Annotated in this window: 16 protein-coding genes; 4 read left to right on the top strand and 12 right to left on the bottom strand. The window is 55.8% G+C overall.

Annotated features, from left to right (window positions below; genetic code table 11):
- The first annotated feature begins 339 nt into the window (after positions 1-339).
- From G7W63_RS17735 to pta, 3 genes are all read left to right on the top strand, one after another.
- On the top strand, positions 340-2,757 hold the full coding sequence (locus G7W63_RS17735) for a bifunctional diguanylate cyclase/phosphodiesterase (protein WP_166261526.1): 2,418 nt from the start codon (positions 340-342) through the stop codon (positions 2,755-2,757).
- Positions 2,758-2,791: 34 nt separating this feature from the next.
- On the top strand, positions 2,792-3,973 hold the full coding sequence (locus G7W63_RS17730; protein ID WP_166261523.1) for an acetate/propionate family kinase: 1,182 nt from the start codon (positions 2,792-2,794) through the stop codon (positions 3,971-3,973).
- Positions 3,974-4,052: 79 nt separating this feature from the next.
- On the top strand, positions 4,053-6,197 hold the full coding sequence (gene pta / locus G7W63_RS17725; protein WP_166261520.1) for a phosphate acetyltransferase: 2,145 nt from the start codon (positions 4,053-4,055) through the stop codon (positions 6,195-6,197).
- A 55-nt stretch (positions 6,198-6,252) separates the two neighbouring features.
- Here pta and der read toward each other — a convergent pair whose 3' ends face one another.
- The 12 genes from der to trmJ all read right to left on the bottom strand — a co-directional run bounded on the left by der (position 6,253) and on the right by trmJ (position 18,383).
- Positions 6,253-7,683 (bottom strand): ribosome biogenesis GTPase Der, encoded by a 1,431-nt coding sequence (gene der / locus G7W63_RS17720; RefSeq protein ID WP_166261517.1) that lies wholly within the window; start codon positions 7,681-7,683, stop codon positions 6,253-6,255.
- A 44-nt stretch (positions 7,684-7,727) separates the two neighbouring features.
- On the bottom strand, positions 7,728-8,891 hold the full coding sequence (gene bamB / locus G7W63_RS17715; protein ID WP_166261514.1) for an outer membrane protein assembly factor BamB: 1,164 nt from the start codon (positions 8,889-8,891) through the stop codon (positions 7,728-7,730).
- Positions 8,891-9,547 carry a YfgM family protein gene (locus G7W63_RS17710; RefSeq protein WP_166261511.1) on the bottom strand — a complete coding sequence of 219 codons (657 nt, stop codon included), beginning with the start codon at positions 9,545-9,547 and terminating at the stop codon, positions 8,891-8,893. The genes bamB and G7W63_RS17710 overlap by 1 nt, the downstream gene beginning before the upstream one ends.
- 50 nt (positions 9,548-9,597) lie before the next feature.
- Positions 9,598-10,881 carry a histidine--tRNA ligase gene (gene hisS / locus G7W63_RS17705; RefSeq protein ID WP_166261508.1) on the bottom strand — a complete coding sequence of 428 codons (1,284 nt, stop codon included), beginning with the start codon at positions 10,879-10,881 and terminating at the stop codon, positions 9,598-9,600.
- A gap of 82 nt (positions 10,882-10,963) precedes the next feature.
- Entirely contained in the window at positions 10,964-12,082 is a 1,119-nt protein-coding gene (gene ispG / locus G7W63_RS17700) for a flavodoxin-dependent (E)-4-hydroxy-3-methylbut-2-enyl-diphosphate synthase (protein ID WP_166261505.1), read from the bottom strand.
- A 41-nt stretch (positions 12,083-12,123) separates the two neighbouring features.
- Positions 12,124-13,230, bottom strand: coding sequence for a RodZ domain-containing protein (locus G7W63_RS17695; RefSeq protein WP_166261502.1), 1,107 nt, complete (start codon positions 13,228-13,230; stop codon positions 12,124-12,126).
- A complete protein-coding gene (pilW, locus tag G7W63_RS17690; protein ID WP_166261499.1) occupies positions 13,220-14,026 on the bottom strand; it encodes a type IV pilus biogenesis/stability protein PilW in 807 nt (268 codons plus the stop codon). The genes G7W63_RS17695 and pilW overlap by 11 nt, the downstream gene beginning before the upstream one ends.
- A gap of 28 nt (positions 14,027-14,054) precedes the next feature.
- Complete coding sequence (rlmN, locus tag G7W63_RS17685; RefSeq protein ID WP_166261496.1) at positions 14,055-15,167, bottom strand: dual-specificity RNA methyltransferase RlmN; 1,113 nt, start codon at positions 15,165-15,167, stop codon at positions 14,055-14,057.
- 77 nt (positions 15,168-15,244) lie between these two features.
- Positions 15,245-15,673: a nucleoside-diphosphate kinase gene (gene ndk / locus G7W63_RS17680; protein WP_166261493.1), complete on the bottom strand. Its 429-nt coding sequence runs from the start codon at positions 15,671-15,673 to the stop codon at positions 15,245-15,247.
- A gap of 117 nt (positions 15,674-15,790) precedes the next feature.
- Positions 15,791-16,957: an IscS subfamily cysteine desulfurase gene (locus G7W63_RS17675; RefSeq protein WP_166261490.1), complete on the bottom strand. Its 1,167-nt coding sequence runs from the start codon at positions 16,955-16,957 to the stop codon at positions 15,791-15,793.
- A gap of 28 nt (positions 16,958-16,985) precedes the next feature.
- A complete protein-coding gene (gene iscR / locus G7W63_RS17670; protein WP_166261487.1) occupies positions 16,986-17,483 on the bottom strand; it encodes a Fe-S cluster assembly transcriptional regulator IscR in 498 nt (165 codons plus the stop codon).
- Between the two features lie 72 nt (positions 17,484-17,555).
- The gene (trmJ, locus tag G7W63_RS17665) at positions 17,556-18,383 is read right to left on the bottom strand and encodes a tRNA (cytosine(32)/uridine(32)-2'-O)-methyltransferase TrmJ (RefSeq protein WP_166261484.1); all 828 of its coding nucleotides are present in this window, start codon (positions 18,381-18,383) and stop codon (positions 17,556-17,558) included.
- A gap of 167 nt (positions 18,384-18,550) precedes the next feature.
- Here trmJ and G7W63_RS17660 point away from each other — a divergent pair, with 167 nt between their 5' ends.
- Entirely contained in the window at positions 18,551-19,351 is an 801-nt protein-coding gene (locus tag G7W63_RS17660; RefSeq protein ID WP_166261481.1) for an inositol monophosphatase family protein, read from the top strand.
- Positions 19,352-19,413: the final 62 nt, after the last annotated feature.

Here is a 19,413-nt window from a genome sequence, read left to right as displayed (position 1 = left end):
TGGCCTAGGACACCGCCCTTTCACGGCGGTAACACCGGTTCGAACCCGGTAGGGGACGCCACTTTCAGAACATGGACAGAATTAATCGCCTGTTCAGCCTTATATAAACCGGCCCCAAACCGGTTTTTTTTGTGCCCGGAAAATGTCGATCAGATTTTCCGGCCCCGTGCATAGCCGTGATATTCCTGTTTTTTATCAATTTTTCTGTTCGTTGGCAGCGATCGAGCGGAACTGCTGCTATAGTCATTTCGCACACCTGAGCATTTTATCCGTCCGGCGGGTGCGTATTCAGAGGTCACTACATTTTTCACCGGATTACAGGCTGGCTAGAACCACGGCATGCAGACACTGTTGACGCGTTTTAAACAGTTCCGTTCAGGATCGCCTCTGTCCTTCCGGTTGCTCGCTTACATCCTTCTGTTCAGCTCTGCATTCACGCTCTTTGCCTCAGGGATCCAGATTTATTCGGACTTCCGCAAGGACGTATCCCTGATAGACGAACGCATGTCCGTCATCGAAACCAGCTACGCGAGCAGCCTTTCGAGAAGCCTCTGGGCCCTCGACCAGAAACTTCTGCAAGTGCAAATGGAGGGCATACTGAGTCTGCCGGATATTGTCCATCTGCAATTGCGCATTTTTCCGGACTCCGAACTGGTCATGGGCGACAAGCCACGGGACGTCGCCACCATTACGCGCAGCTTTTCCCTCACCCATGACAGCGACATCCCCTACGACCTTGGTGAGTTGACCATCACGGCCAGCATGGAGGAGATATACAGCGACCTGCGCCGGAAGGTTGTGATTATCCTAACTACCCAGTTTTTCAAGACCTTCTTCATCTCGATTCTGATCGTCTGGATCTTCCAGTATTTCGTCACCCGGCACCTGTCCACCATGGCGAGCTACGCCCGCAACTTCTCTCTGGACAACCTCCACCGCCCCCTGGTCCTTGATCGTCCAGACACGGAGATGAACCGTCGGGATGAGCTGGCGCAGGTGACGGAGGCCATAAATCACATGCGTGCCAGGCTTAACGAAGATGTGGAGCGGCAGGAGCAGGATGCAACCGAAATACGGAAGCTTTCGAAGGCCATTGAGCAAAGCCCCTCATCTGTACTCATATGCGATCGGCAGTGGCATATCGAGTTTGTGAACCAGAAGTTCACGCAATTGACCGGCCACAAGGCCCAAGAGATCATTGGCAAGAACCCTGGGATGATCTCCGGCGACAGTTTTACACAACGTGAGAATAGCCAGCTGTGGCAGAACATTCGTTTACAGGTGCAACGGGTCGGCGTATGGCAGGGTGAGATCAACAGCAGCCGAAAGAATGGTGAACGCTTCTGGGAACAGGTTGTGGTCACGCCGATCAAGGATTCCGAAGGGGCAATAACACACTTCCTCATCCTTGGCGAAGACATCAGTATCCGTAAGCGGTATGAGCAACAGCTGCTACGCCAGGCAAACTACGACATATTGACCGGCCTGCCCAACCGAATGCTGGCGCTGGACCGGTTAAAGCTCGCTCTGGCCCATGCCCGCCGTGAAGACAGCCTCGTCGGTGTCATGTTCCTTGACCTAGACAACTTCAAGCACATCAACGACACCATGGGTCATGACGCCGGCGACAACCTTTTGATTGAGGCTGCGCGAAGAATCTCCAGCTGCCTACGTGGAACCAGCACTGTGGCACGGCTGGGTGGCGATGAGTTTCTGGTGATTCTGCCGGGTATGACTGGACCGGAAGCGACAGAACAAGTGGCAGACAGGATATTGCACACCTTTGTGCCACCGTTCCTGGTCGGTGCCCAGGAAGTTTTTGTAACCACCAGCATTGGCATCGCGATCTACCCCACTGACTCTGACAACAGCGGCACCCTGCTACAACATGCTGACGCCGCCATGTACCAGGCCAAACACAAGGGCAAGAGTGCCTATGAGCGCTTCGCCCCGGCAATGAAGGCCGTCTCTCATGAGCGGCTTCAGATAGAGTCCCGCCTCAGACGGGCCCTTGAACTGAATGAGTTCGAGCTGTATTACCAGCCGATCGTGCATACGGCATCGGGGCTATTAATTGGTGCCGAAGCATTGATACGCTGGAACAATCCCTCGATGGGGATGGTGATGCCTGACAAATTCATTCCGCTGGCGGAAGAGACCGGCCTGATTATTCCGATCGGTGAGTGGGTGCTACAGGAGGCCTGTGCCGCAGCCATGCGCTGGCATGAAGCCACCGGGCTTCGGTTGAGCATTGCAGTGAATGTCTCGCCGCGGCAGTTTCGGGATCCCGATTTCGTAGCTGTGGTTCTGTCAGCGCTAGAAACCGCAGGGCTGGCGCCCCGGCAACTGGAGCTGGAAATCACGGAAAGACTGATTCTGGACAACACCATTGAAACGGCCGAGATACTCAGGAGCCTTGATGAACATGGCATTCGCCTCTCCGTTGATGATTTCGGAACTGGGTTCTCAGCGCTTAGCTACCTCAAAAGTTATCCTTTTGACACGCTGAAAATTGATAAGTCCTTTATTCGTGATGTCATGACCCACAAGGATGACGCCGCTCTGGTAAAAGCGATCATCAATATGGCACACAGTCTAAGCCTGACAGTCGTAGCGGAGGGCGTAGAGGAAGAGCCCCAGACCCGCTTCCTCATGGATAACGGCTGCGATTTTGCACAGGGCTACTTTTACAGCCGGCCTGCTCCGGAGAGCGAGTTCGAGAACTGGCTCAGAACCAACCATCGCTCACGCAGCTGAACCATAGAACTCTATCTCGGTACTGGTTGAACTCATGGAAGATACTCTACTTGTTGTGAACTGCGGAAGCTCATCCCTGAAGGTGGCGCTGTTTTCGGCCCGTCTGGAGCGGCTGGCCAGCGCACTGGCTGAGCGCCTGGGACAGGAAGACGCAAGCGCCAGGGCAGACAGAACCTCCGTGCCCCTGCCCGCAAAAGCAAAGCATGAAGATGCCCTGGCCGCCATTGTCGAGCACTTCCGATATACGGGGGTGATGTCAGGTAACCCCAAAGCCATCGGGCACCGTGTGGTTCATGGTGGCGAGGCGTTTACAGCCCCCTCGCTGCTTACCGATGAGATCATAGCTGCAATCGAGGACTGTGCCAGCCTTGCCCCGCTGCATAATCCGGTCAACCTGAAGGGCATTCAGGGGACTCGTTCGCTCTTCCCGGACGTGCCCCAGGTCGCCGTATTCGATACCGCCTTTCACCAGACCCTGCCCCAGCACGCCTATCTTTACGCCCTGCCCCGACGCTTCTACGACGACTGGGGGGTAAGGCGCTACGGGTTTCACGGCACCAGCCACAGCTTCATGGTTTCCGAAACTGCCCGGCTTCTCGACAGGCCAACCAACTCACTTTCAATCATTTCAGCTCACTTGGGCAATGGTTGCAGTATGACAGCCATAAGGGATGGCAAGAGTGTCGATACCAGCATGGGGCTGACGCCGCTCGAAGGACTGGTCATGGGCACCCGCTGTGGCGACATTGACCCGGGGCTTTTCGACTTCCTGAATGGCAAGGGGATTCAGGCTGACGAACTGAATGCCATACTGAACAAAGAGAGCGGCTTGCTCGGCCTGTCGGGCTCTACCAATGATATGCGTACTCTCGTTGACCAGGCAGACCAGGGGGATGAGGCCTCAGCACAGGCCCTGGCTGTCTTCTGTTTCCGTCTGGCCCGCTATGTCGGTGCAATGATGGCCTCACTTACAGCTCTGGACGCCCTCGTCTTTACCGGCGGCATTGGCGAGAACAGCGCCAGGGTCCGGCAGGACACCATTGCACTGCTGGGTTTAATGGGATTCCAGCTCGACGTCGACCGCAACAGCAACCATGGACGAGAATCCAGCCAGCGTATCGACGCCGATGGCAGCCGCTTTCCGGTGCTCGTTATTCCCACCGATGAGGAACTTGTGATTGCCCGGGCTGCGGATCAGGAGTCCCGAAACGCTTGAAGCCTATTCAAAACTTACTAAAAAGTTGGCACCGGCAGTGCAGGTCGGCACCAGAAAACCATGTCAGAAGGACGTAGCCTTGGCCAAAAATCTCTTTATTGCCCCTACTGGACTTGAATCCGGTCTTACCTCTGTCTGTCTTGGTCTGGTAAGGGCACTGGACCGTGTAGGTGTCCGTGTTGCCTTTTACAAACCTGTCGGTCAGACCTCCGGAGAACAAGATACAGGCGAGCGCGACCATACCGACAGTTCGATCAGATTTATTAAAGCCCGCAGCCATCTTGAACCACCGGCACCGCTTAGCCTTCACTATGCGCAGCGGTTGCTGAACAAAGGCAAGACTGAAGATCTCATGGAAGACATTGTGGCGGAATACCATGTAGCGGCCAGGGAGGCCGACGTGGTCATCATCGAGGGCCTGGTGCCGGACCGTAGCGAAGCCTATACGGCCCGTCTTAACGTCGAGATAGCCCGCAACCTCGGTGCAGATGTTATCCTGGTCAGCGCGCCCCAGGACAGGACACCCGAAGAACTGGACGAGTGGCTGGAATTTTCCGCGCGCCTTTTTGCAGATCCTGAAGATCCTGATGTGATCGGTGTCGTGCTCAATAAAGTTGGCGAGCCTGAGCACTCCGAATTTACCCCGCGTATCAATACCGAAGGCCCCCGGGAGCTACCGGACTACTCGTCGGAGTGCAGGGTCTTCAGCGATGGACGGCTGCGGCTGCTGGGTTCGATTCCCTGGCAACCGGAACTGCTGGCTCCGAGGGTTTCAGACCTCGCCAGGGCAATAGATGCCACTGTTCTCAACGAAGGCCAGATTGAGCAGCGACGGGTCCAGAAAGTATCAATCAGTGCCCGAACCATTCCGAACATGGTCGAGACACTCAAGCCAGGCACGCTCATTGTCACACCCGGCGACCGGGAGGATATCCTGGTCGCGACCTGTCTGGCAGCCCTCAACGGGGTTCCTTTGGCTGGGCTGCTATTCACCGGGGATCTCAGGCCTGACGACCGGACGCTCAACACCTGCCGGGGTGCATTTGCGACCGGGCTGCCTGTGCTCGCGACAAGAGCCAACAGCTACGAAACCGCTCGACGCCTTGCGACCATTTCCTCTGCAGTGCCCGTGGACGACCCGGACCGGATCGAAAACGTTATGGAGGCGGTTGCCACCCAACTGGACACAGAGTGGTTGCAGACGCATCTTCGTATTGCTCGCGAACGCCGTCTGTCGCCACCGGCCTTCCGCTACCAGCTCTCCGAAAAAGCCCGTGCTGCAGGCAAACGCATTGTATTGCCGGAGGGCAATGAGCCGCGGACCATTCAGGCCGCCATAATCTGTCACCAACGCGGCCTGGCCACCTGTGCCCTGATCGGGGATAGGGAGGAGATTGAGTCGGCAGCCCAGTCCCAGGGCCTGACGCTTCCTGAGGCGCTTGAGATAATCGACCCGGTCAAAGCCCGGCCAGACTACGTTGACCCCATGGTAGAACTACGCAAGCACAAAGGTCTTGCACGGGACATGGCAGAAGCGATGCTTGAGGACAACGTGGTACTGGGGACCATGATGGTCGCCATGGACGACGCGGACGGCCTGGTCTCAGGTGCCGTGCATACCACAGCCAACACCGTGCGCCCGGCCCTACAGCTGATAAAGACCCATGAGCATGCCTCGGTAGTGTCGTCGGTTTTCTTTATGCTGTTACCAGACCAGGTCCTTGTCTACGGAGACTGCGCGATCAATCCCGATCCCAATGCTGAAGAATTGGCGGACATAGCCATCCAGAGCGCCGAATCTGCCGAAGCCTTTGGCGTGACCCCTGTGGTCGCAATGATAAGTTACAGCACTGGGGATTCAGGTACGGGACAGGACGTGGACAAGGTGCGGGAGGCTACTCGCATAGCACAGGAGCGTCGTCCGGACCTACTGATTGACGGGCCCCTCCAATACGATGCAGCCGCTATCGAAAGCGTTGCCAAGAGCAAAGCCCCCGACAGCAAGGTAGCAGGGAAAGCAACGGTCTTTATCTTTCCTGATCTTAACACCGGCAATACCACATACAAGGCGGTACAACGGAGTGCCAATGTGATCAGCATCGGGCCCATGCTTCAGGGCCTGAGAAAGCCTGTTAATGACCTTTCGCGGGGAGCCCTGGTGGAGGATATTGTATTCACCATTGCGCTAACGGCGGTTCAGGCGCAGCAGTCTGAAAACCTGTAGTCGAACCTGGGCATGGACGTGGCGTGTTCTGACTGCATCTTGTCAGGGCTCGCCGCTAACTCGGCTTCTTGCTTTTCATCCGCGGCTTCTTCGGACGCTTGTTACGCCCTTCCTTTATGTCGTTATCCTTCTTGACTTTCTGGCGAGGTGTCATGCGATTGACGCGCCCGGCAAAAGGGTTCTCGCTGGACTTGAACTCAAACCGTATAGGCGCGCCTTTCACAGCCAATACCCGACGGAAAGTGTTCTCAAGATAGCGCTTATAGGCACCGGGTAAAGATGCGGTCTGGTTACCGTGCACCACAATTACCGGCGGGTTGGACCCGCCCTGGTGCGCGTACCGCAATTTGATTCTGCGGCCACTGACCATGGGTGGCTGATGCTGGGATATGGCGTCTTCAAGAATGGTTGTCAAACGGTTGGTCGGCCATTTCGCCATGGACGACTCATAGCAGGCTGCGACCGACTCGTACATGACGCCAACCCCTGAGCCGTGAAGAGCCGAGATATAGTGTTTGTCAGCGTAGTTAAGGAAATCAAGCCGGCGCTGAACCTGTTCTTTTACACGAACCCGGTCCTCCGGATCCATTCCATCCCATTTATTAATGGCTATGACCAGCGAGCGCCCGGCATCAAGTACAAAGCCAATCAGGTGCAGATCCTGGTCAACGAGACCTTCCCGAGCGTCCAGCACCAGAATGACGACATGGGCATCATCAATGGCTTTCAGCGTCTTGATGATGGAAAACTTCTCAACCGTTTCGTGGACATTTTTGCGGCGGCGCACGCCTGCTGTGTCTATCAGGGTGTATTCCTGGCCCAGGCGCTCAAAGGGTATATAGATACTGTCCCGAGTGGTACCAGGCATATCGTAGACCACGACCCGGTCTTCCCCAAGCATGCGGTTAACCAGGGTGGATTTACCCACATTTGGTCGCCCTACGATCCCGATACGGATGCCCGGGTAACGATCGGCCCGGTCCTGCCCCGCCAACTCCTCCGCAGAGGGCAGCAGCATTTCGAGCATGGAACGTATGCCCCGGTTGTGGGATGCGGCAATATGGAACACCGAGTCCATACCAAGACTGAAGAAATCACTCACTGCAACGTCGGGATTGGTGCCGTCTGTCTTGTTGACGACCAGATGGATTTTTTTCCCGGTCCGCCGCAACTGCCGGGCAATCAACTCATCCCCTGCGACAAGCCCGGCACGGCCATCTACAAGAAAAAGGACGATATCCGCTTCTTCAACCGCTAACAGGGACTGTTTTGCCATCTCGGCGTCAAGCCCCTGCTCATCGCCTGTCAGGCCACCGGTGTCTATCACGATGAAGCGTCGGTCATCCAACTCCCCTTCGCCGTACTTGCGGTCACGGGTCAGGCCCGGGAAGTCCGCAACCAGAGCATCACGAGTTCGAGTCATCTGGTTAAACAGTGTCGACTTGCCAACGTTTGGCCTGCCGACCAGGGCAATCACTGGCGTCATAATTTTTGCTACCAAGGGAGTAGACCCGTTGCCGGGTCATAAATTCAGTCTTTCGGGACCACTTTGACAGCGGCAAGTCTGCCGCCATTAGTGTACACGAGAACCAGGTCCTGCCATCGAAGCATAGGTACCCTGATACCCTCGCTGTCAAGCGAACGCTGGCCGGTAAAGGCGCCGTCTTCCAGTGCCAGGGTATGCAGGTAACCCTTGAAGTCCCCGACCAGTAGATGTTCCCCTGCTACGGTGGGAGCCGAGGGCTGACGCCAGGCCAGTCCGTCCTGGCTCCACACCGTCTGGCGGGAATTACCGTCGACAGCAGTAATGGATCCATTGGACTCTGTTACATACACATTGCCATACGCGATTGTCGGAGTTCTGAGGCTCGACATCTTGCGGCGCCAGATCTCCTGTCCGTTACGGATATCCACCGCTGCGAGACTGCCCTGGTATCCAACGACCAACGCAGCGTTGTCAATGACCAGGGGCTGGGCTGACACATCCACCAGACGCTCAAGTTCTGTGCGACCTTCAGGCTGGCCGACCGCGTACTGCCAGAGCGGCTGACCGTTATCGGAAGACAGGCCGAACAACTGTCCGTTAGCAAAGGCAACCAGCGTCAGCTCAGAACCAACCAGTGGCGTTGCTGTTCCACGAATGGTAAGCACCGGCACGACACCATCGTATTGCCAACGTTTCTCCCCCGACGCGGTATCGAAGGCGAGGACCTTGCCATCAATGGTCTGGACCACAACGATGGAGCCGTTGGACTGGGGCGGCGCCAGAACCTCATTAGGAAGCTCCGCCTGCCACCTGGCTTCACCTTCTTCACGGCCATAGCTCAGCAGCTCTGCCTTGCGAGACACCAGATAAAGCTGGTCCCGGTCGGCGCCCACACCCGCCATGATCTGACGGTCAAGCTCATGCTGCCAGTACACTTTGCCGTTCTCGGGACTAACTGAAACCATCATACCGTCAGCTGCGACCGCATAGAGTGTATCGCCGACCAGGGTTGGCTGCAGGTGAAGGAAGTTACCGTCGTGACCGTCCCCTACCGACATGTACCAAACCGTGTCCAGCTTTACGGTCTCGACCACATCAGGCAGTGGTGCCGGCTCATCAAACGGTTCGTTTGAGCTACACCCTGCCAGCACAATGAGGCCCAACAGCGAGGTAAAGCCGAGGTAACGGCGCAGGTTGCCCAGGGGCATCAAGCTTCCTCCCCGATCGACAGGTCCGCCATTTTTAATTCAAGTAAACCGTTGCGCTGCTCGCCGAGAGCCTCGCGGGCTGTTTTATATGCTTCTTTGGCGGAGTCTTCGTCGCCACTGGCAAGCAGAATATCACCCTCCAGCTCAGCAAAAAGCGGGGCAAATGCTTCAGCATCAGTTCCATTTCGCAACGTTGCCAGGGCTTCATCGTTATTGCCGGCCGCAAACTGTGCCTGGGCCAGCCGATGCCGCACAATCGGCTCTACCGGACCACCCTGTTCTACGCGGTCAAGGGCCCACTTGAGTGATTCTACTGCGGCTGCGGCATCGTCCTGCTCCAGTAATTGCTGCTGGGCCAGTATGAGCGTCCCGTAGACAGCGTAGGCGCTGTCCTCGAAATCTTCCTGCAGTTCCCCAGCCAGGTAACGGACGGTTTCAAGACGGGTATCAAGATCACTGCTGCTTAGCGCATTAAGCAAGCCTGCAAACTGGGAAGCGGCCTGGCTACGCTCTGCCGCCTTCTGCTCCTGCCAGCTCTGCCAGCCAAACACGATTGCCAGCGCAGCGCCAATACCAACGAGTATGGAAATACCGTTGCTCTTCCACCAATTTTTGATCGCTTCGACCTGCTCTTCTTCTGTACGCATTTCGGCCATGATGACTCCTGCCTAAAGTTCGTCGTTGGACTTGTCGTTTATCGGGTTAGCTATTGAGCATCCAGCCATTGCGTTAGCAGGGGGGCAGCTTCAGCCATTTCAACTTCCTGCTGTGGCGCACTGGATCGAAGTGGTTTAAGGGTCACGGTGCCCGAATTCACTTCATTTTCGCCCAGTATGACCGCCACAGAGGCGCCACTTCGATCGGCTTTTTTCATCTGACTCTTGAAGCTGCCACCGCCGCAATGGGTCATGACTGCCCGGCCCGGCAGATCATCCCTAAGCTTTTCGCTGAGCGCGATCGCGGCCTTCACTGCTGTCTCTCCCATGGCAGTGACGTAAATATCAGGATTGCCTGAGACGCTGTCAGGTACCAGCTCAAGAGTTTCCAGAAGCAAAACCAGTCGCTCCAAACCCATGGCAAAGCCAACCGCTGGCGTCGACTTGCCGCCAAGTTGCTCCACCAGGCCGTCATACCGACCACCGGCACAGACCGTGCCCTGGGCACCGAGACTGTCTGTAATCCATTCAAAGACCGTTTTACCGTAGTAATCCAGTCCCCTCACCAGTCGCGGATTGACAATATATTCAATGCCGGCGGCGTCGAGCAGCGCCCTGAGCGACTCGAAATGGGCTTTGGATTCTTCATCAAGAAAATCGTCCAGTTTCGGAGCCTGGTCGAGTATCTGCTGGGTTTCAGGGTTCTTGCTATCCAGAATCCGTAACGGATTGGTGTCCAACCGACGCTTGCTATCCTCATCCAGATCGTCGCGGTAGTCAGACAGGTAAGTGACAAGCGCGTCACGAAAAGATTGCCGCGATCCGGGGGTACCGATGGAGTTGATCTCAAGCCGTGTGTGCTCTGCAAGGCCGAGCGAACGCCAAAGACGTGCCGTCATTATCAGAAGCTCGGCGTCAATGTCTGGCCCATCCATGCCAAAGCATTCAACCCCGACCTGATGGAACTGGCGGTACCGGCCCTTTTGTGGCCGCTCATGACGGAACATGGGGCCGGTATACCAAAGCCTCCGGGTCTGGTTAAACAGCAGGCCATGCTCTTCCGCAGCACGGACGCAGCCAGCAGTGCCCTCGGGCCGCAGGGTCAGGCTGTCCCCGTTGCGATCGGCAAAGGTATACATTTCCTTTTCTACGATATCGGTAACTTCACCGATAGAGCGCCGGAAAAGCTCCGTTTGCTCGACAACGGGCATTCGGATCTGGTCATAGCCATAACTGTCGAGGACCTGTCTTACCTTATCCTCAAGATACTGCCATGTTGCTGTCTGGTCCGGCAGGATGTCGTTCATCCCCCGGATTGCCTGGATTTTAGCCAACGTTAAACCTTAGTTCTATCTGCCGGTAACTGTTCGTTGTCGTCCGAGCCACCCTGAGCCAAGTCGGGGTAACAGGCCCTGGTTAAGCGTCCGACCGGGCGATGATTGTCTTTTCAGCGTCTTCGCGCCGGGCAAGTTCTTCCCGGATTAAACGCTCGAGATCGTCGGTCAGGTTCGCATTGTCAAGCTTCTGGTTTGGGCGCCCTGCCACGTAGAACAGGTTTTTCGGACTTCCCCCGGTGAGACCCAGGTCAGCTTCCTTGGCCTCACCGGGGCCATTGACAATACACCCGATAATGGCAACGTCCAGGGGTGCACGCACGTCTTCCAGCCTGGCCTCAAGGTCGTTCATGGTCTGGATGACGTCGAAGTTCTGCCTCGAGCAGCTGGGACACGCCACAAAGTTGATCCCACGGCTACGCAGGCGCAGGCTCTTGAGGATGTCGAAGCCAACCTTCACTTCCTGTACCGGATCGGCGGCCAAAGAAACACGGATGGTGTCACCTATCCCGTCCATCAGCAGCATGCCCAGGCCGATGGATGATTTCACTGTCCCCGAACGCAGGCCTCCAGCTTCAGTAATGCCCAGGTGCAAAGGCTGCTCTATCTGGCTGGCGATAAGGCGGTACGCAGCCACCGTCATGAATACTTCAGAAGCCTTCAGGCTCACCTTGAAGTTCTGGAAGTCGTGTCGATCGAGAATATCGATGTGGCGCATGGCTGACTCGACAAGAGCCTCATGGGTGGGCTCGCCGTACTTTCTCTGGAGCTCCTTCTCAAGTGAGCCGGCGTTAACGCCGATCCGGATTGGAATATTCCTGTCTTTTGCCGCAGTTATTACTGCGCTGACCCTGTCTTCGCGGCCAATATTACCCGGATTGATCCTCAGGCAATCAACGCCAAGCTCAGCGACACGCAACGCGATCTTGTGGTCGAAATGTATATCCGCCACCAGTGGGACTGACACCCGGGCCCGAATTTTTCCGAAGGCCTCAGCCGCATCCATGGACGGCACGGAAACGCGAACGATGTCCGCGCCTGCCTGCTGGAGCGCCTCGATCTGACCGACGGTGGCGTCAACATCACGGGTTTCCGTGTTTGTCATGCTCTGGACTGCGATTGGAGCATCACCACCAACAGGAACAGACCCAACCATTATCTGTCGCGACACACGGCGTTTAATTGGCGATTCATGTTTCATAATCAGTAACCAAACCAGAAAGTGGGTTTGTGTTGAAAAACCTATACATCGAGGGTGAATTCAACTCGATTATTTACGATGCGATAGCTGGACAAGTCAACGATCTGGCCATTGAATTCCAAGCGCGACACAGCATCGGCCGCGCCCAGAACCACTCGCATGGGCGCCTTGCCCTGAACATTCAGGCTATCCCCGTCGCCGAACAGTGCCGATACAATCGTGCGGCCGTCAGCATCGGTTATCTGTACCCAGCAGGGGTCTATAAAACTTGCAGCCAGTGCGACTTCCTCGACCTCGGAATCAGCCGGCTCTGTAACTCCGTTGAGTGCGGCTTCGTCCCGGGAAGTTTCGCGTTCAGGAGCCGGTTCCGTGACCGGGTCGCCACCTTCTTCGGGCGACACGCCAGGCAAATCAGTACCCGTGGGTGTGCCGACCTCTGCGTTATCCCCGGGGCCCGACTCTGTGCCTGCATCGGGCTCGATAACCGCTTCATCAGAAACAGACGGTGCCATACGGTCGGAAGATATGTCCCCGCCCTCTGCACCACCCCTTTCCTGCACATCAGCCGGCTCGTCCGAAGGTTCATCCACTGGCGGCAGCTCGGCCTCATTCACCGGCTCCCGATCAAACACAGCAGGAGAATCTTCACCGGCCGGAATCTGTGGCGCATCCTCATCAATGATAGGACTCTCGTCTGAAGGACTTACGCCTGTGAGCTCATCACCGAGCTGGATACTCACTACCCTGAACAGAAGGTAAGCAACAGCCGCCAGGACGATCACCAGCATGACTGCTTTGGCCAGTTTCTTTTTGCGCTGTTTTTTACGGGCAATATCCTGAAGGGGGTTAGTTTCCTGCGCCGCTTCTTTCTCTCTCCTGCGAGGTTCCAGTTCCTGATCCAGCTGGGCAATAAGGCCGTTGGCAGGCATTCGCACCTGTTCCGCATAGGCTCTCACATAACCCTTGAGGAACAGCTCGGTATCGATCTGGCCATAATCACCGTTTTCGATGGCCTGAATGATGGACGGGCGAAGATGCTGACTATCGGCGACATCGGCAATGCTCAGCCCGGCGGCTTCACGGGCCTTGCGAAGCTGAGTGCCAACGGTATCCTGAGCCGGCTGTTGCGGAGTCTCTTCACTTGTCATCTGACATCAGTGCCTTATATTTTTGATATTGCTCTGAGTTCGGAAACTGGTTCTTTAATACAAGCGCGAGGCTGGCAGCACGGTCCTGATTACCCTGAGAACGAGCAATGCGTATGCCGGTAAGGAGGCTTTCCGGAGAGTGCGAGATTCGTTCGCTTCGTGCCATGATGGCCATCAGACGATCGTAATGCCTGACCGCCTCGTCGTACTCCCCGGCATCTACCAGGGCTGTGGAAAGCGCCAGAAGCGAACGCGCATCGCCACGGCTAAGCCTTACCGAACGTTTGAACGCCTCCGCTGCAGCCGAGGCATTGCCCAAGCGCTGCTCCGCGCGTCCAAGATTATAGAAGACAGACGCCCGGTCTGGATAGCCGGTATCAGCTGCCGCCATGGCAAACTCATCGCGGGCCTTTCGGTACTCTCCCTGCTCGTACAGAAAAGCCGCATAGAAAACCCGACCACGGGTGTAGGACGGCTCCTGCTTCAGACTGTCTCTGAACGCCTTCTCGGCTAATTCAGGCTCGCCTTCACGCTGGAAAATAAGTCCCATGGTTGCCAGGGCGCCATGACTATCGGGATTAATCTCAAGTGCACGTTCAATGTGGGTTCTCGCTCGTTCGTAATTACCCTGGGCCACATAGGCTGTGGCAAGCTGAACGTAATCACGAACGGCAGCATCCTCATCGGCTCCGCGGGCGAAACGACTGTCCGAAGAAGTTACACAGCCAGTGAGCAAAGTGATCACCAACGCACTTATCGTCAGCTTGGCAAGGAAAAAGGCGCGCCTGTTATTCAATGTTGTCTATCCTGTGTCGGGCCTGATTTCAGGGGGTCATCTGGTGTACAGGAATATAGCGTTGGCTTCTGCGCGTGCGGTCTTCGAATTGCCCGACGAGTTGGCCGCAGGCAGCGTCAATATCGTCACCCCTGGTCGTTCGGATCGTGGATACATATCCGGCCTCGTTCAGGATGGTCTGGAACCGGCGGGTGGCAGACAGCTTGGGCCGCTTGAAGTCACTTTCAGGGAAAGGATTAAACGGTATCAGATTGATTTTACAAGGTATATCGCGCAAAAGCTGAGTCAGCTCGCGGGCATGTTCCGGCTTGTCGTTCATGCCCTCGATGACCGTATACTCAATAGTGACCTTTCGCTTGTCCGGCAACCGTGCCATATATCGCTTGGTGGCTGCCAGCAACTCTGCAATAGGGTATTTCTTGTTAATGGGAACCAACTGGTTGCGAAGCTCATCATTGGGTGCGTGCAGAGATATCGCCAGGGAGACATCGGTTACCTCCCCCAGCTTATCTATGCCTGGCACGACACCTGAAGTACTAAGGGTTACCCGACGCTTGGAGATTCCGTAGGCCAGGTCCTCCATCATAAGGTTCATGGCATCGACGACATTATCAAAGTTCAGTAGGGGCTCGCCCATTCCCATCATGACCACGTTTGTGATCGGGCGTTCTGGGCCTGGTTCAAATGGCATGAAGGCTTTACGGGCCACCCACACCTGACCAATAATCTCAGCGGAAGTCAGATTCCGGTTAAAGCCGCGCTTGCCAGTAGAACAAAAAGTGCAGTCAAGACTGCAGCCGATTTGGGAGGACACACAAAGGGTACCCCGCTGGCCGTCAGGAATCAGCACAGTCTCGATGCTATTGCCCTGATCCATCCGCATGACCCATTTACGGGTGCCATCCTTGGACGTTTCATCGTAGATAACTTCAGGGCCACGGATTTCAGCGACTTCCTTGAGCTTGTCCCGGAGACTTTTGCTCATATTGGTCATCAGGTCGAAATCGTCGGCCCCTCTCTGATGGATCCACTGCAGAACCTGAGTCGCCCGAAAACGTTTTTCCCCCAGGGACTCGAAAAAAGCCTCGAGCCGGGCCTTCGGAAGACCCAGAAGGTTTGTCTTTTCTACGGGCGACGACATTCAGTAACCTCAGTTGAATCAACGAAAAAATGGCCAGGACCGGCTTATGCCAATCCTGAACCCTTTTTCCTGGGAAATCAGCCGCGTGGACAGATTTCATTGTCATTGAAGAAATAAGCTATCTCACGCTCTGCTGACGCTGCAGAGTCAGAGCCGTGTACGGCGTTTGCATCAATGGAGGATGCGAAATCGGCCCTGATGGTGCCGGCTTCAGCTTCTTTAGGATTCGTGGCGCCCATCAGATCGCGGTTTTTTAGAACCGCCCCCTCGCCTTCCAGCACCTGAACCATTACGGGCCCGGAGGTCATGAATGCGACCAGATCGGCAAAGAAAGGCCGCTCTTTGTGCTCAGCATAAAAGCCCTCGGCCTGCTCCTGGGTAAGGTGCATCATCTTCGCTGCGACCAGGCTCAAGCCGGCCTTCTCAAACCTGCTGTAAATTTCGCCAATAACGTTTTTGGCTACTGCATCGGGCTTGATGATCGAGAGCGTCCGCTCATTTGACATGATAAAACTCCGGAATGGTTGGATTGGCCTGCCCCGTGAAAACACGTGTTTGGCCAGGTTAAATTCAGGCCTGGGATTATACGCAGTCGGGGGCCTACTGCCTACCGGTACGCTGGATTAGGCCACAGTCCGGCGAACACTCCTGAGGCGTTGAACCACTTCAACCACCTGGCTAACGGCAAAATCCACCTCCTCTACTGTCGTAAACCGACCCAGCGAGAAACGCAAGGCTCGGTGCGCCTGGGCATCACTCAGACCGATACCCTTGAGAACATAAGATGGCGCCAGGGTTGCTGATGCGCAGGCTGAGCCAGAAGAAATAGCCAGATCCCGTAGCCCCAGCATCAGGGATTCGGCCTCGACCCCGTCAAAGGAAAGATTCATGATACCCGGCACCCGCTGCTCGGAATGACCATTAAGAGTGACCCCGGCCAAAGCGGAAAGCCCGACAAGAAATCGCTCGCGCAAGCTTTCAAGTCGTTCGGTCTCTGCGGTTAGCTGGCCACCTGCAAGCTCAAAGGCCTTGCCCATACCAACAATCTGATGGGTGGGAAGAGTTCCGGAGCGCATACCCCGTTCATGACCACCGCCATGAATCTGGGCCTCAATACGCACTGCAGGGTCCCGACGCACATAAAGAGCGCCGATCCCTTTGGGTCCATAAACTTTATGCCCGGATAGTGACAACAGGTCTACTGGCATCTGACCAACGTCGATAACGATTTTACCGGCAGCCTGAGCGGCATCCACATGAAACAGAATGCCATTGTCCCGCAAAAAGGACCCTATGCTCCTGATATCCGTAACAGAACCAAGCTCATTATTGACCATCATCAGGCTGACCAGGGCAGTCCCTGGTCTTATCGCTTCTTTGACCTGATCAAGACTGATGGTTCCTCGGCTATCCGGAACCAGCCATGTGATCTCACATCCCTGCCTCTCGAGCCAGGCGCAGGTATCGATTACTGCTTTATGCTCGACAACTGAAGTAACGATATGGGGATGGGGGCTCGCGAGAGCGGCAACAGCTCCCTTAATTGCGAGGTTATCCGATTCTGTCGCGCCCGAGGTCCAGACGATTTCCCGCGGATCACTACCAATCAGCGTTGCTACCTGGCGACGGGCTTTCTCTACTGCAGCTTCGGCCTGCCAGCCATAGCCGTGGGACCGGGAGGCGGGATTGCCAAATAAGCCGTCCAGCGCCAGGCACCCCATCATGTCGCCGGCAACTGCCGGGTCTACGGGGGTCGTTGCGGCATAATCTAGATAAACCGGTTTTTTCATAGCGTCACGAATTACGAAAAGATGATGTTCAGGCCGGGGCCCGATCGGAAAGAAGCTTGGTATTAATGGCCTGCGAGCCACTCTCGCTCCGGCGCCGATTCTGACGCTCAGCCACCACCTGGATTTCCCGCTTCTTCATCAGATCCGCCAGACTGATACCACTGAGAAAGTCGTGAATCTGATCACTCAAGTCAGACCATAGATGATGGGTTAGGCACTTTTCGCCATTCTGGCAGTCCCCATGGTTCTTACAGCGGGTGGTATCCAGTGACTCATTAACCGCGTCCACAACCTCGGAAATGAACACCTGCTGGCAGTCTCGCCCCAGCCGATACCCTCCACCGGGGCCACGAACACTGACCACAAGTTCCTGGCGCCTCAAGCGGGCAAACAACTGTTCCAGATAGGACAGGGAGATGTCCTGGCGACCTGAAATATCAGCAAGGCTAACCGGCCCACCCTCACTGTGAAGGGCAAGGTCAAGCATGGCGGTTACCGCGTACCGGCCCTTGGTGGTCAATCGCATAAAGCGTGGCCTCGGAGGAGATGACTTTTTATATACCTGATTATGAATTGACCAAGTATTTCAGTCAAGTATTCAGGGGCCAGCATCTTCCGCCTTATTCTGTTTGCCAGCGGCCTTCTGGACGGAGGAAAGAATACCCCGGAGTATATTGACCTCCATCTGGTCCATCTGAGCGCGCTGGAGCAGGCGACGCAGTCTCGTCATTAACTGTCTCGGTTTATCCCTGCGGTGGAATTCTACATCCACCAGTACTTCCTCAAGGTGTTTAAAGAGGCTTTCAACATCTGCAACCGAGGCCAGAGGCTGGTCCCACCCCGGGTCAGCTGGCGTGGTCATGGAACGGAGCTGCGGCCCTGACTCACCGCCCTCCTGCAAACGCAAGTAATGCATGCGGAGTTCATAGCAGACCACCTGTACTGCCATCGCAAGATTGAGCGAGCTGTAACTCTGGTTAGACGGTATATGGATGTGGAAATGGCAACGCTGCAGCTCGTCATTGCTCAGACCATGATTTTCCCTACCAAAAACCAGCGCCACAGGTCCGGCGGTAGCATGTGTGACAGCCTTGGAGGCGGCCTCAGGTGGAGGGATGACCGGCCAGGGAACCTTACGGCCCCGAGCACTGGTGCCCATCACTACCACACACTCCGCAAGAGCCTCATCAAGAGTAGCCACCGTTCTTGCCGAATCAAGGACATCAGCGGCTCCAGCCGCCCGGGCATAGGAGGTTTCGTCTGGAAATGAGGCTGGGTTGACCAGCCAGAGGTTTGCCATGCCCATATTCTTCATTGCTCGGGCGACAGCTCCGATATTGCCCGAGTGAGAGGTCTCGACCAAAATGATGCGGACGTTTTCCAGTGGTTCTATGTTCGATTCTGAGGGCAAGGCCGCTTTTCGCATGGAGTGTCCATCTCTGGTAAAAACTGAATGGGCATAATAACAGAAGGCGAGTACTCTCCGAACCAGGCCCCGGGGTGTTGATGGTTCATCTATTAAAAAACATACAAGGCAAAAGCCCAGTTTGTTATGATACGCGGCCTTCGCACACCCAAGTGATGAATAGCCTGATGCAACCAGCAATTAAAATGGCCCTCCGGGTCGCCCGCCAGGGTTCGGATTTCCTAAAGTCCCACTTCGAACGCCAGGAACTGGCCGAAAAAGACCCCCAGGAACTACGAGCTCAGCTCGAACGTATCGAGCAGTCTCTGTATGACAACTTTGCCGAACAGCTACAGAAATCCTATCGCGATCATGTAATTGCTCCCCTGGGGGAGGCAGACGCCCGAGAGCACGAAAGGAGCTGGCACATCTTCCCGGTTCTGGGTCAGGACAATTTTCTACGGGGTATTCCCGAGTTCGCTCTGGCATTACTGCAAAAAAAGGACAACCGGGCTGAAAACCTGCTTCTGGTTAATCCAGTCAGCGGCGAAGAATACGCCGCCAGCCGGGGTCACGGTTCGACACTGAACAGCCGTCGCGTTCGCACCAGTTCTATTCGACAGGCTGAGCAGGCTGCAGTGGTGACCAACATTCTGGATCATGCCCGTGGTTCCGATAACGCATTGCTGTGGGGAGAGATGGCCGCAACCCTGGCCCAGCAGACAGCAAGTCTGCGGACGTCTTCCTGTGTCCCTCTGGATATCGCCCGTGTTGCTGCAGGGCATCTGGATGCAGCGGTGATATTCCGACCCCAGGCCATCGACCTGACCATAGGGCTGATCATCGCCAACGAGTCTGGCGCCCTGACTGGAGATTTTTCCGGCAATCCCTCGACCCAGAAAGACCGACAGATGGTGGTAGCCAATCCAAAACTGTTCAAGGAAGTGCTGAAAGCACTGCACCCCTTCCGTGGTCGCCTACCCCAATAGCTTTCACAGCAAATCAAAAAAGCCGCGCTCTGTTCAAGAGTCGCGGCTTTTTTATTACAGGA

The organism is Marinobacter salicampi (assembly GCF_011074795.1).
Taxonomy (GTDB): Bacteria; Pseudomonadota; Gammaproteobacteria; order Pseudomonadales; family Oleiphilaceae; genus Marinobacter; species Marinobacter salicampi.
The sequence above is the reverse complement of the archived record's forward strand: the minus strand, read 5'-3'. Positions and strand labels throughout refer to the sequence as shown.